This window comes from Brevundimonas sp. UBA2416 (assembly GCF_002343105.1).
Taxonomy (GTDB): domain Bacteria; phylum Pseudomonadota; class Alphaproteobacteria; order Caulobacterales; family Caulobacteraceae; genus Brevundimonas.
The window spans coordinates 38,889-51,539 of record NZ_DDRM01000044.1 but is presented as its reverse complement, the minus strand read 5'-3'; the positions used below and the strand labels follow the sequence as shown (position 1 = coordinate 51,539).

General features: G+C 69.7%; 15 protein-coding genes. 6 read left to right on the top strand and 9 right to left on the bottom strand.

Translation table 11 applies throughout. The features are described 5' to 3' along the window. Positions 1-23: 23 nt before the first annotated feature. Positions 24-1,454, bottom strand: coding sequence for an FAD/NAD(P)-binding protein (locus B3E43_RS14435; protein WP_292030706.1), 1,431 nt, complete (start codon positions 1,452-1,454; stop codon positions 24-26). A 113-nt stretch (positions 1,455-1,567) separates the two neighbouring features. Here B3E43_RS14435 and B3E43_RS14430 point away from each other — a divergent pair, with 113 nt between their 5' ends. Both B3E43_RS14430 and rpsD read left to right on the top strand, forming a co-directional pair. Continuing rightward, positions 1,568-1,972 (top strand): hypothetical protein, encoded by a 405-nt coding sequence (locus B3E43_RS14430; protein ID WP_292030704.1) that lies wholly within the window; start codon positions 1,568-1,570, stop codon positions 1,970-1,972. 149 nt (positions 1,973-2,121) lie between these two features. Beyond that, the gene (gene rpsD / locus B3E43_RS14425; protein ID WP_292030702.1) at positions 2,122-2,739 is read left to right on the top strand and encodes a 30S ribosomal protein S4; all 618 of its coding nucleotides are present in this window, start codon (positions 2,122-2,124) and stop codon (positions 2,737-2,739) included. A 107-nt stretch (positions 2,740-2,846) separates the two neighbouring features. Here the strand turns inward: rpsD and B3E43_RS14420 are convergent, their stop codons facing one another. Continuing rightward, positions 2,847-4,262: a S41 family peptidase gene (locus tag B3E43_RS14420; protein WP_292030700.1), complete on the bottom strand. Its 1,416-nt coding sequence runs from the start codon at positions 4,260-4,262 to the stop codon at positions 2,847-2,849. An 82-nt stretch (positions 4,263-4,344) separates the two neighbouring features. On the opposite strand from B3E43_RS14420, the gene B3E43_RS14415 reads away from it, so the two are divergent. Then, on the top strand, positions 4,345-4,698 hold the full coding sequence (locus B3E43_RS14415; protein ID WP_292030698.1) for a hypothetical protein: 354 nt from the start codon (positions 4,345-4,347) through the stop codon (positions 4,696-4,698). Here the strand turns inward: B3E43_RS14415 and B3E43_RS14410 are convergent. Genes B3E43_RS14410 through B3E43_RS14395 form a run of 4 tightly spaced genes read right to left on the bottom strand, consistent with a single transcriptional unit; the run spans position 4,691 to position 6,606 of the window. Next, the gene (locus tag B3E43_RS14410; protein ID WP_292030697.1) at positions 4,691-5,107 is read right to left on the bottom strand and encodes an acyl-CoA thioesterase; all 417 of its coding nucleotides are present in this window, start codon (positions 5,105-5,107) and stop codon (positions 4,691-4,693) included. The two genes, B3E43_RS14415 and B3E43_RS14410, sit on opposite strands and share 8 nt — an antisense overlap. A 16-nt stretch (positions 5,108-5,123) precedes the next feature. Then, positions 5,124-5,468, bottom strand: coding sequence for a Grx4 family monothiol glutaredoxin (grxD, locus tag B3E43_RS14405; RefSeq protein ID WP_292030696.1), 345 nt, complete (start codon positions 5,466-5,468; stop codon positions 5,124-5,126). 60 nt (positions 5,469-5,528) lie between these two features. Next, positions 5,529-6,362, bottom strand: a complete 834-nt coding sequence (locus B3E43_RS14400) for an aldo/keto reductase (protein ID WP_292030695.1) — start codon at positions 6,360-6,362, stop codon at positions 5,529-5,531. Positions 6,363-6,369: 7 nt separating this feature from the next. Beyond that, on the bottom strand, positions 6,370-6,606 hold the full coding sequence (locus tag B3E43_RS14395) for a BolA family protein (RefSeq protein ID WP_292030693.1): 237 nt from the start codon (positions 6,604-6,606) through the stop codon (positions 6,370-6,372). Positions 6,607-6,751: 145 nt separating this feature from the next. On the opposite strand from B3E43_RS14395, the gene B3E43_RS14390 reads away from it, so the two are divergent. Further along, entirely contained in the window at positions 6,752-7,393 is a 642-nt protein-coding gene (locus tag B3E43_RS14390; protein ID WP_292030690.1) for a hypothetical protein, read from the top strand. A gap of 4 nt (positions 7,394-7,397) precedes the next feature. On the opposite strand, the gene B3E43_RS14385 is transcribed toward B3E43_RS14390, so the two are convergent. After that, complete coding sequence (locus tag B3E43_RS14385; RefSeq protein WP_292030688.1) at positions 7,398-8,636, bottom strand: serine hydrolase domain-containing protein; 1,239 nt, start codon at positions 8,634-8,636, stop codon at positions 7,398-7,400. Positions 8,637-8,719: 83 nt separating this feature from the next. Beyond that, complete coding sequence (locus B3E43_RS14380; protein ID WP_292030686.1) at positions 8,720-9,115, bottom strand: hypothetical protein; 396 nt, start codon at positions 9,113-9,115, stop codon at positions 8,720-8,722. Positions 9,116-9,229: 114 nt separating this feature from the next. On the opposite strand from B3E43_RS14380, the gene B3E43_RS14375 reads away from it, so the two are divergent. Continuing rightward, the gene (locus tag B3E43_RS14375; protein ID WP_292030683.1) at positions 9,230-10,135 is read left to right on the top strand and encodes a M20/M25/M40 family metallo-hydrolase; all 906 of its coding nucleotides are present in this window, start codon (positions 9,230-9,232) and stop codon (positions 10,133-10,135) included. After that, positions 10,132-10,620, top strand: coding sequence for a CinA family protein (locus B3E43_RS14370; RefSeq protein WP_292030681.1), 489 nt, complete (start codon positions 10,132-10,134; stop codon positions 10,618-10,620). The genes B3E43_RS14375 and B3E43_RS14370 overlap by 4 nt, the downstream gene beginning before the upstream one ends. A 102-nt stretch (positions 10,621-10,722) precedes the next feature. Here B3E43_RS14370 and purL read toward each other — a convergent pair. After that, positions 10,723-12,651: phosphoribosylformylglycinamidine synthase subunit PurL (gene purL, locus B3E43_RS14365; RefSeq protein ID WP_292030679.1), on the bottom strand; the 1,929-nt coding region annotated here is incomplete at its 5' end.

The window sequence follows — 12,651 nt, the reverse complement described above, 5'->3', positions numbered from 1 at the left end:
ATCGAGGAGGAGGGGGTGAGGATCTAGATCCCCGCGCCAAGGTCGACGAACACATCTGCCAGCGCCGGGACCTCGACATCCTGGGCCAGCGCATGGACCAGGCCGTCGACCTGGGCGGCGATCTCCGGCACGGCGGTTATCTCCCACCAGGCGGGGCGGGTCAGCGGGCCGACGGCGTAGAGCCAGGACGACGCCTCGCCGCGGGCGTTGAGCACCGCGCAGTCGTCGGTCTCAAGGCCCAGGCCGAGCGCGTCAGGCGCCGTCAGGCCCTTGCGCGCGAGGTCGGCGAACAACGGCTCCTCGAGCCCCTGCAGGTCGCTGCGCGGACCGGTGCAGTTGAGGATGCGCGCGGCGTGCACCGTCTCCGGCGCGCCGCCGCCGCGGGGCTGCAGCGTGCCGGCGATCAGGCCGCCCTCGCGTCGCCAGCCGCGCAGACGGCCAGCGCGGGTCGCCAGCGCGCCCGAGACGAGCAGCGCCTCGACGCCGGCCGCGATCCGCGGGGCCATGCGGTGGCGGTGGACGTCCCAGCGCGGCCGAAGGTGACGCAGGAACTGGCGGCGCTGGGCCGGCGTCCAGGTCGACCAGATGCGGCCAATCACGGGACGGACGGCGTCGACCACCCGCTGCCAGGGCTGGCCGTGGGCCTCACCACGGCGAACCTCGGCGCGAATGGCCTTCGACAGCGCCAGCGGGTTGGCCGGCAGCATGGGGCCGAGGAACGGATCCCAGTGGCCGCCGTAGCGGTGGGCGCCCGGCAGCAGGCCGCGGCGGGAAACGGCGGTCATCGGTCCGCGATGGCCGCGCTCGGCCAGGCTGAGGGCGATGTCGACCATGGTCAGACCCGTGCCGAGCAGCAGCACCGGCGCGTCGGGATCAAGATCCTCCAGCGCCTCGCGCGACCAGGGATCGCAGATGAAGGCCGGATCGTCGGCCAGCCAGTGCCCGGCCGGCAGCGGCGGGCGGGGCGGCAGGTTGCCGGTGGCCAGCACCACCGTGTCGGCCAGGGCCTCGCGGCCGTCGCGCAGCATCACGCCGCGCCGAGAGCCGTCCAACAGCCGCACGGCCTCGCCGCGCAGCACGGTGACAGCGCCGACGGCGCGGGCTTCGGCCAGGCGCTCGGCGAGATAGGCGCCCATGGCGGTGCGCGGCGCGAAGGCGGCGTGCAGATCGCCGCCGCTCTCCGCCAGCGCTTCGTCCATGCCGCCGTAGACCTTCAGCCAGTCATCGAAGCGCGGCGTCAGGCCGGTCTCCAGCCGCGAGACCGGCACGTTCAGCAGATGGGTGGGCGAGCAGGCGCCATAGGCTAGCCCTCGGCCCGGCCGGCCCGAAGGTTCGACCAGGGTCATGCGCCAGTCCGGCCGCGCGGCGGCGAGTTTCAACGCCAGCAACGTGCCGCTGAAGCCGCCGCCAACGACGGCGACGGCGCGGCTGCCGGCGGGTGTTTCGAATGCCATCGGCCCTGAGGATTCGACGTGGATGTCCCAGCGGAAGCTACAGGGACTCGCGGGCGGGGGCAGTGGAGAGTTTTGACGTTGCGTGGAACGGGGACCGGGCGCACGCTCCACCCATGGGGAACAAACCCTTCGCCCGCATCGATCTGACGCCGCTGGTCGGCGTGCTGCTGGCGCTGTTCGCGATCACCTTGGTCGACGCCAGGCCCTCCGAAGGCGAGACCCGGCAGGTCGACCAGTATCCGACCCATTGTTTTCATAGCTGCGATGCGTCGAAGGCGACGGTCATCCGATTGGATGCCGATGGCGGTGTCTTCCTGAACGGCGTCGCCCGACCCGGTCTGCCGACCGTCGAGGAACTCAAACGGATACAGGCAAGGGCCGGCGGCGCCATCTTTGTCAGCGCCGGGCCGGATGTGTCCTATGGACGGGCCCATGCGGCCTATCAGCTCGTGGCGAAGGTCAGGCCCGCCGACCCAGTCTGGATTCTCGACGAGGATCGTGACGCCGCCGAGAATTGACTTCGCCCCCGCCCTCAATCATAAGCGCGCCTTCCAAACGCCGCCGGGCAACCGTCGGCGCGGGAATACATGACGGGTGATGCGTAGCCGCCGTTGAGATCGCGCCTCCATCCTGGAGGAGCCGGCCCGCGTCGAATGAAAGTGACGACATGTCCAAGCGCCATAGCGCCAAGTACAAAATCGACCGCCGGATGGGCGAAAACATCTGGGGTCGTCCGAAGTCCCCGGTCAACTCGCGCTCCTACGGCCCCGGCCAGCACGGCCAGCGCCGCAAGTCCAAGGTCTCCGACTTCGGCCTGCAGCTGCGCGCCAAGCAGAAGCTGAAGGGCTACTACGGCAACCTGACCGAGAAGCAGTTCGCCCGCACCTACACCGAGGCCGCCCGTCGGAAGGGCAACACCTCGGAAAACCTGATCGGCCTGCTGGAGGCCCGTCTCGACGCGGTCGTCTACCGCTCCAAGTTCGTGCCGACCGTGTTCGCCGCGCGTCAGTTCGTGAACCACGGCCACGTGCTGGTGAACGGCAAGCGTGTCAACATCGCCTCCTACCGCGTGAAGGCGGGCGACGTGATCTCGGTGCGTGAAAAGTCCCGCAACATGGCCCTGGTGCTTGAAGCCCTGGGGTCGTCGGAGCGCGACACCCCGGACTACATCACCGTGGACGCCCGCCACATGTCGGCGACCTTCGTCCGCGCGCCGGAACTGGCCGAAGTGCCGTACCCGGTGAAGATGGAACCGAACCTCGTGGTCGAATTCTACGCGTCGTAAGACGCCGACCATTCGGAACGAATGCGAAGGGCCCGGAGAGCGATCTCCGGGCCCTTTTCCTTGTTCCGCTCATCCCGGCGAATGCCGGGACGAGCGGGGTTGGGAGATCAGCGTCCAGCCCTGGCCAGGGCCGCGGGCAGCACGGTCGCCAGCCGCCGGGCTTTCGCCTTCGGGCCCTCGCCGGCGTGGTAGCCGACCACGACGTCCGGGCTGATCCCGATCACTTCATTCTCGCCGTTCCGGCGAATGCGCACGCAGTCCGGCAGGCGCAGGACGCCCTTGCTGTGCGTCAACGTCACGGGCGCGCCGCCCCAGGTGTAGCCGCAGCCGGCCCCGGCGGTGGGATCGCCGACCACGACGGCGGCCTGGTTGTCCTGCAAGACGGCGGTGAACTGTTCGGCGGCAGACCCGGTGCGTCCGTCGACCGCGACCAGCAGCGGTCCTGACCAGACGCCCTCCTCGTACGGGTACCACATCGGGCTGAAGACCAGTCCGGCCCAGTCCCGTCCGGCCAGGGTCTTCGGGTCGGCCGACGGCAGGAAGCCCGAACTGTAGAAGCCGCGCGACAGGATCTCGCAGGACGGCGCTTCGTGCTTCAGCCACGGCGAACCGTCGCAGGGCTTGGCGGCTTCCGCGCGGCGGGCCTTCACCTGGGCGACGATCTCCGCGAGCAGGGCGCGGTCGGCGCCCTTCGCGGTCCTCAGCTGCGCCTCGAGACGGATCAGGTCTCGGTCGAAGTTGGCGGTCCAGTGCTCGCCGCGCAGGAAGTCCACGCGGGTCGACGTCAGGCGCTTCGCCGTGACCATCCGCATCAGCGCCTCGGCCCAATCCGAGCCGCCGCCGTTGCCGGTGATGTCGACGACCAGCACCTCGGCGCCGGCCGCCTTCAGCGCGCGCAGCTGGTCGGCGAAGTCGTTGGTCAGCCGGACGTGGACGACGTCATAGAGGCCCTCCCGGGTCCCGGCCGCCAGGGCCTCTTCGCAATACTGCGGGGCCAGGCTGCCGGTGAACTCGGCGATGCGGATGACACCGACCTTGCGGCCGTCGATCTCCAGGACCCCGGCCGGAAAGACCGCCGAGGCCGGCGTTTTCAGTGAAACATAGCCGGGCAGTCCGGCGAGCGCGGTGTCGCCGATGGTCACCTTGCGGCCGGCGACCTCGTCGCAAGGCGAGGGGGCGGTCGGCGCCGGGGCGGCGCCGGCGGGGGCCATGGCCGACGGCCAGCTGAAGCGGACGTGACCGTCGGCGAGGTGGCGGGCGAGGCCGTCGAACAGGGCGCGGGCCTCGGCGTCGGTCCTCACGGTCGCCAGCCGCTTTTCCGTCCGGTCGAAGGCGGCGCCGAGATCGGCCTCGCGCACGGTCTGGGCCCATTCGAGATTGGCGTAGCGGGTCGCGAACGCCTCGCGCACCTGCGCGAGATCGGCGCGCCAGCCGGCCGCGTCAAAGGTCGGGTCCTGGGCGGTCGCGGCCAGCGGCGCGGTCAGGACGGCAAGGCAGGCGAGGGCGGCGAGGGTGCGGCGCATGACGGTCTCCACGACGGAGGCGCTGGCTATCAGGCCGAACCGCGGTCTTCCAATTAACTCGGCTTCATGCCCTCCTGGCCGCATGAATCGACGCCTGTTCCTGATCGCCGCGCCGCTGGCGTTGGCCGGATGCACGACGACCGCCCTCTACGCGTCGCCGGACGCCGGGATGGTCGAGCTGGAGCCGCTGCTGTCGGCCGGGGTGGCGGCGGACAGCCTGACCATCCGGGTGATGTCCAACGGCTGCACGACCAAGGCCGACTTCGCCTGGTTCGTGGAGCGCAAGGCCGGTCGCTACGCGGTCGCGTTCGGACGGAAGAAGATCGACGCCTGCAAGGCGATGGCGAGGCCGCTGGACCTCACCTGGACCTACGGGGAGCTCGGCCTGCCAAGCGGCGCGGCGGTGGCCGTGGTCAACCCGCTGGCGGCTAGCTGAACATCTCTTCCATCCACGCCGGCACGCGGGCGGGACGTTTGGTGGCGGCGTCGATCAGCACCCATTCCGATCGGGTCTGGGCGCACATCTCGCCGTCGGGACCGTCTATGCGCACGAAGCGGTCGAAGCGTGGGCCGCGACGTTCGCCGACCCAGGTGCGGGCGTGGGCGGTCTCTCCGAGCAGCAGGGAGCGGCGGTAGTCGACCTCGTGCCGGACCACGATCCAGGCCCACTTCGCCGCCTCCTCGGCCGGCGCGCGCGAGTCCCAGTGGGCGATGGCGATGTCCTGCACCCAGCCGAGATAGACCACATTGTTCACATGGCCATTGGCGTCGATGTCGGCCGCCACGGGCGCAAAGTCGCGCGTGAAGACCTGGCGGCCTTCGGGCGGCTCAAGCAGCTTCGTCATCCCCCCGATCCTGCGATCAGGCGTCGAGAACGCCCTGCTGTTCGAGGAACGGCTTCAGCTCGTTGGCCTGGAACATCTCGCGGACGATGTCGCAGCCGCCGACGAACTCGCCCTTCACATAGAGCTGCGGGATGGTCGGCCAGTCGCTGTAGACCTTGATCCCGTCGCGCAGGACCTCGCTCTGCAGCACGTCCACGCCGACGAACTCGACGCCGAGGTGGTCGAGGATCTGGACGACCTGGGCTGAGAATCCGCAGCGGGGCTGCTCGGGCTCGCCCTTCATGAACAGCACCACCGGGTGCGTGGACACGGTATTGGCGATCCAGTCGTGCGCGGGATTGGCGACGGCGGCGTCGGTCACGGCTAAGGGCCTTCCAGTCTTGAGGACAGGTGTATCAGCTAGGGACCCGGGCCGTCCGGGTCAACCCGATGCGACCGAGAACCGCGCCATCTCGATCTGGGCCGCGATGCCGGAGGGAAGGTCCCGTTCGGGTGTTTCGGCCAGGCGCTCGACGCGTTCGGGCCGGTCGATCGCCAACCGCACCGTGGTCACGGAGGGCTCGGTGAGGACGTAGGCGAGGCAGATCTCCTCGGGCGTCCAACCCGGCGTGCTGTCCAGGAAGCGATAGCTGCCGGCCCCCGCGAGGGGATTGGCGCGATTCCGAAACAGGGACTTTTTCAGCACCCCTACCGGCCGCGGCAGGATCTCGTCCGGGCAGATCGAGTGGGCGACGACGGCCATGTCGCGGGCGGCGGCGGCCTTGATCCGGTTTCGCTCCTTCCAGCCCGAGGCGGGACTGTAGGGCGCCGACAGCGCGTCGAAAGCCCCGCGCGCCAGCAGCAGATCACTTTCGTCGTCCTGCCCGGCGAGGCCATAGGCGCGGACCCGGCGCGTGCGCTTGAGTCCCTCCAGGGACGGCGCGTGCGGCGGCGGGCCGTCGAACGCCATCAGGTCGAGGTATTCGAGACCCATGCGCGCGACCAGGGCCTCGACGGTGTGGGACGGGTCGGCGGCCAGCGCGGTCGGCCGCCAGGCGACGAACAGCAGCTCGCGCTCGACGTCGGCGAAGGCCTCGGCGGCGCCCTCGATCACGGCCGGGTTGTCGCCGGCGATCTCGAAGCCGTTGATCCCGCAGTCCAGCGCCACCCGCACGAGATCGCGCCACTCGCGGGCCGACTGGCGCGACCTCCCGTCCAGCAGCAGCGAGACTGCCGACACGACCTGTCCGGACTTGCCGAAGGAACGATAGCGCATGGGTCGATCAGTCGGCCGGCGCGAGCGTTTCGAGGGCCAGGGCGTGAAGGGCGCCGCCCAGCACGTCGGCCAGCGCCTTGTTCACCAGCTGATGCTGACGCACGCGCGGTAGACCCTTGAACGCCGGGGAGACAATGCGCGCCTTGTAATGGTCGCCGTCGCCCGCCAGGTCGGTGATGACGATCTCGGAGTCCGGAAAGGCGGCGCGCAGGCGGTTCTCGAGATCGTCGGCGGACATCGGCACGGTGTGGTTTCTCCACGAATGGACCCGGATCCATGCCCGAGAAAGCTTAACAACGGCTGATGCGGCGCCGAGGCTCCCTTGCGGAACGAGGGATTCGAGCGCAAGTTTCACGAGGGCGTGATCGGTTCGTGATGGAGCGTGATCTGTGAGATGGCTTCTGGGACTGCTGCTCCTGTTGTCGCTGGGCGGCTGCAACCGCGTCATCACGACAGCCCCGCTGTTCGGCCACCAGAGCGGCGACCCGACCCTCAAGGACGGGGTCTGGCTGGTCGAGAACAAGCTGGACCTGATGCTGACGACCGATCGCGAGGCGCCCTGTGTCGTCGATGACCGCGGGCCGGCAAGCGGCTGGCCGGACTGCGCAACCTGGTTCGTCGTCGAGGGCGGGCAGGTGCGGACGCCGGAGGGCGCCTCGCGGCGCCGTCCCGACTGGGACAGGCTCGGCCTGGTCGTCAGTGATGGCGACCCGCCGATACTGCAGCTGGGGAATGTCGATGAGAGGGGCGTGGCGGAATACAACTACTTCGGCCTGCGTCCGGTCAGCAGCGACCCCGACGGCAGACTGCTGGCGGCGGACATCTGGACGGTGCAGTGCGGACCGCCGCCCCCGCAGGGCCAAGGCCAGCCGACGCGCTATCTGACCTGGGACCTGTTGCCCGGGCTGACGGGCGAAGGCGACAACTGCACCACCGCGTCGGCCCAGGCCCTGCGCGCCGCCGCCGCCGCGAGCCGCGCCTGGGCGGGCGACCCGGGGCGGATTCGGTGGGCGCGCGAGCGCTTCGACTGACGCCTCAGTCCACGATCGCCGAGTAGACGAGGCTCTTCAGCTGGCCGCGGAAGTTGAAGGTCGCCGAGGGCATCAGCTGGGTCATGAAGACGACCGTCAGGTCCTCGACCGGGTCGACCCAGAAGATCGTCGAGGCCGCGCCGCCCCAGTAGTAGTCTCCCGCCGAGAGGCCGCCGGTCAGGGTCTGGTCGATGGTCATGGCGAAGCCCAGGCCAAAGCCGACGCCGGCGTTGTCGGTCTCCGAGAAGCTGCCGAGCGCCATCTCGGTGAGGTCCGCGCCCCCCTTCAGATGGTTCTGGGTCATCAGGTCGAGCGTGCGCGGGCCGAGGATCCGCGCGCCGTCCAGCTCGCCCCCCCGACACAGCATCTCGGCGAAGCGGACATAGTCGGCCATCGTCCCGACCAGGCCGCCGCCGCCGGACTTGAAGACGGGTTCGCGCAGATAGGGGCTCTTCGTCGGATCGTCGCTCAGCCGCAGGCTCTTGTCGGGCAGGCGCATGTAGTTGGCGGCGAAGCGGTCGGCCTTGGCCGCGGGGACCTGGAAGGCCGTGTCGGTCATGCCGAGCGGATCGAAGATGCGGGACTTCAGGTAGTCCGCCAGCGGCACGCCGCTCACCCGCTCGACCAGGCCGCCGCAGACGTCGGTGGCCAGGCTGTACATCCATCGCTCGCCGGGCTGGAAGCGCAGCGGCACCTCGCCGAGCTTGGCCAGGAACTGGTCCAGCGTCTCGCCCTCGCCGCGCCGAACGCCGACCTCGTCGTAGGCCTTGTCGACCGGGTGTTCGATCGGCAGGCCGGTCAGATGGGCCAGCATCGAGCCGTAGGTGAGACCGCTGGTGTGGCTGAGCACGTCGCGGAAGCTGATCGGCCGCTTCGGCGCCTCGGTGACCATGCCGGCGCCCTCGCCGGACACCCAGACACGATGGTTCTTCCATTCAGGGATGTAGCGATTGACCGGGTCATCGAGCTGGAAGCGGCCCTCCTCGAACAGGGTCATCAGCGCCACCGACACGATCGGCTTGGTCATCGAGTAGATGCGGACGATGGTGTCGTCGCTCCACGGCGTCTGTCGCTCGCGGTCCCGGTGGCCGAAGCTCTTCGCATAGGCCGTGTGGCCGTGCCGGGTGACCTGCACCTGGCAGCCGACAACCTTGCCCGGCGCAATGTAGTTGCGCTCGATGTGGTCGGTGATGCGCTCAAGTCGGCCGGCGTCGAGACCGGTCCACTGCGACTGGGCGTCCATGCTTCGCTCCCGTTTTTTCTCGTTGCCGGCATGATGGCCGGGCTGGCGGGAAAAAGGGAAGTCGAAAAAGCGGTACGCCGGCGCTAGTAGCGCCGCCGGTGCGGGTTGGAGGTCCAGGCGCGGCCTCGGGACGTGGTGATGGTCGTCGGGCCGGTGCGGGCGCGCGCTCCGATGGCCGCGCGCAGGTCGTCGAACACACGGTTGGCGTCCCGGGCCTTCGCCGTCGACAGGCACAGGGTGCGCTCGCCTTCGCGGCCCCAGGGTGTCTCTTTCACGACCCGGACCCGCGGATGGCGCGCGGCGTAGGCCTTCACCGTCTTGTAGGCAGCCTGGTCGATGCCCATGGCGTAGCTGCCGAACGAGACGACCACGGGGCAGGGGCGACCGTTCGGCAGGGTGTCTCCGGGCGCGACTCCGGCTTGGGCGGGAAGGGCGATCAGCGTCGCGAGGACGATCGGGGCGGCGGCGAGCAGCGTCATGGGGCGGTCCTTTCTCTCCACGACCCTGGCAGGGCCAAGCTGAACGGCGGCTGACGCGCTTGCGCGGACGCCGCTCAGCCCGCATTGAGATCGACGACAAACCTCGGGGGTACCATGCGCCGCTTCGTGTTCTCCGCCTTCCTCGCCCTGCTCGCGGCCACGCCCGCGCTGGCCCGGCCCGGAGACAGCGCGCTGGAGGATGTCGGCTTCCTGTCTTCCGACGCCCTGCAGGGCCGCGGGACGGGGACGGACGGTTCGACGGACGCGCGACTCTACATTCTGGGCCGCATGCGGGAAATCGGCCTGGAGCCGGTCGACCAGGCGTTCACCTTCAAGCGCAGGAGCGGCGAGGCGATCACCGGAACCAACCTGATGGCCCGCATCCCGGGAACCGCCGGCGGCGGCAAGGTGATCGTGATGACAGCCCACTACGACCATCTCGGCGTGCGCGACGGCCAGATCTACAACGGCGCCGACGACAACGCCTCAGGCGTCGCGGGGCTGCTGGCGGTGGCCGAGGGCTTCAGGGCCATTCCGCCCCGGCACGACATCTGGATCGTCTTCCTCGACGCCGAGGAAATGGGCCTGCAGGGAGCCAGGGCGTTCCTCGCCAGTCCGCCGGTCCCGCGCGACAGGATCGCGCTGAACATCAATTTCGACATGCTGTCCAAGAACGCGAAGGGCGAACTCTACGCAGCCGGCGGGTCGGCCAACGCCTGGGTCAAGCGGCAGCTGGACGTCATGACGGCGATGGGTCCGGTCATCCTGAAGCAGGGCCACGACACCGGGCCGGACGACAGCTTCGACAATTGGACTTACCAGTCCGATCACGGCGTCTTCGCCAAGGCGGGAATCCCGTGGGTCTACTTCGGGGTCGAGGACCACCCCGAGTATCACAAGCCGACCGACGACTTCGCGACCATCCCGCGGGCCTTCTTCCGCGACGTGGTCGATTCAATGGTCTTGGGCGCGCACCTGTTCGATCAGAAGCTCGACACCCTTCCGGAGACGGAGAAATGACCTTTCAGGACCTCATCCCCATCGCGGAGCGGATCGCCGCCAGGCTGGTCGAGCGCGGCGAGAGCGTTGCGGTGTCGGAGTCCTCCTCCGGCGGCCTGGTCTCGGCGGCGCTGCTGGCGGTGCCCAAGGCCAGCGTCTGGTACCAGGGCGCGTCGGTGACCTACACGCCGAACGTGGCGCGCGGCCTGCTCGGCCTGCAGCGCGGCGACCTGCCGGAGGGCATGCGCTCCTCGACCGAGCCTTACGCCAGGTTCATGGCCGGCCGCATCCGCGAGAAGCTGCGCGGAACCTGGGGCCTGTGCGAGACCGGCGCGGCGGGACCGGAAGGCAACCCCTACGGCGACGCGGCGGGGCACACCTGCGTCGGCGTGGTCGGGCCGGTCGAAGCGAGCTTCACGCTTGAGACCGGCCTCAGCGACCGGCCGGAGAACATGATGCTGTTCGCGCGGTTCGCGCTGGAACGGTTCGAGGACGTGCTCGGATAGGGACTGGATAAGCGTCCCGCCAGGGCGCGTTTCCTGTCCCTCAACAGCCTCGGATGGTGTTGAGGGACAGCTACGGGCTATCGCCCGAAGCAGTCCCAACCATCAGCCCATGTACCCCGGCATCCAGTCCTCGTGGGCGGCGCGCAGCTTCGCCAGCGGGATGCTGAACAGGTCCTTCGACGCGAAGGCGTCGCCGCCGGCCTGGCCGACGACGCTGGCGTGCAGGCCGGCGTCCGCGGCGGCCTTCAGCAGAGCATCGGGCGCGTCCGTGGCGATCAGGTAGCGGGCCTGGTCCTCGCCGAACAGGAAGGGGTGGGCGTTGCCGGGGCTGGTGGCGTCGAGCGTGACGCCAATCTTGCTCGCCAGCGCCATGTCGGCCGCCGCGACGATCAGACCGCCGTCGGAAAGGTCATGCACGACAGCGACTTCGCCGGACTGAATGAGACCGCGCACGAAGTCTCCGGTCCGGCGCTCCAGCGCCAGATCGACCGGCGGCGGGGCGCCATCCTCGCGGCCGAGCACCTCGCGAAGATAGATCGAGGCCCCCAGCTCGCCGGTGTTGACGCCCACGAGGATCAGCGTCTGGCCCGCCTTCAGGCCGGAGAAGTCCGCGCGCCGGCCGTAGTCGGCCAGCAGGCCGACGCCGCCGACCGTCGGAGTCGGCGGAATGGCCTGGCCGTTGGTCTCGTTGTAGAGGCTGACGTTGCCGCTCACGACCGGGAAGTCGAGCGCGCGGCAGGCTTCGGCCATGCCCTCGATCGCCTTGACGATCTGGCCCATGATCTCGGGGCGCTCGGGGTTGCCGAAGTTCAGGTTGTCGGTGATGGCGATCGGGTCGGCGCCGACGGCGGTGATGTTGCGCCAGGCCTCGGCCACGCACTGCTTGCCGCCCTCGTAGGGATCGTTCTGGACGTATCGCGGGGTGCAGTCGCTGGTCACGGCCAGGGCCTTGCGCGTGCCGTGAACCCGCACGATGCCGGCGTCGGCGCCGGTGGCGCTGTCCTCGAGCGTGTCGGCCATGACGTGGCGGTCGTACTGCTCCCAGATCCAGCGCTTGGAGGCCATGTCGGGGCAGCCGACCACCTTGAGCACCGCCGCTTCCCAGTCGGTCGGGGCGGGGACCTGGCCGGGGTCGAGGCGCGGCGGCTTCGCCGGCTCGGTCCAGGGACGGTCGTAGAGCGGCGCATCCTCCGCCAGCGGAGCCAGCGGAATGTCGCAGACCACCTCGCCCTTGTGCCGGAGTACGATGTGGCCAGTGTCGGTGGTCCAGCCGATGACGGCGGCGTCGAGGCCCCACTTCTCGAAGATGGCGTGGCCTTCGTGCTCGCGGCCGGGCTTGAGGATGGCCAGCATCCGCTCCTGGCTCTCCGACAGCATCATCTCGTAGGCGGACATGCCCTCTTCGCGCTGGGGCACCTTGTCGAGGTCGAGTTCGATGCCGACCTCGCCCTTGCCGGCCATCTCGACCGACGAGGAGGTCAGCCCCGCGGCGCCCATGTCCTGGATGGCGGCGACCGCGCCGGTCTTCATCAACTCAAGCGTCGCCTCGATCAGCAGCTTCTCGGCGAACGGGTCGCCGACCTGGACGGTGGGACGCTTCTCGTCGCTGTCCTCGTCGAACTCGGCGCTGGCCATGGTCGCGCCGTGGATGCCGTCGCGGCCGGTCTTGGACCCGAAGTAGACCACCGCCAGGCCAGGTCCCGGCGCGGCCGAGTAGAAGATCTTGTCCGCGTCGGCCAGGCCCACGCACATGGCGTTGACCAGGATGTTGCCGTCGTAGCCGCGGTGGAAGTTGGTCTCGCCCGCCACCGTCGGCACGCCCACGCAGTTGCCGTAGCCGGCGATGCCCGCGACCACGCCGCTGACCAGGCGCTTGGTCTTGGGATGCGACGGATCGCCGAAGCGCAGGGCGTTCAGCAGCGCCACCGGCCGCGCGCCCATGGTGAAGACGTCACGCATGATGCCGCCCACGCCCGTCGCCGCGCCCTGGTAGGGCTCGATGTAGGACGGGTGGTTGTGGCTCTCCATCTT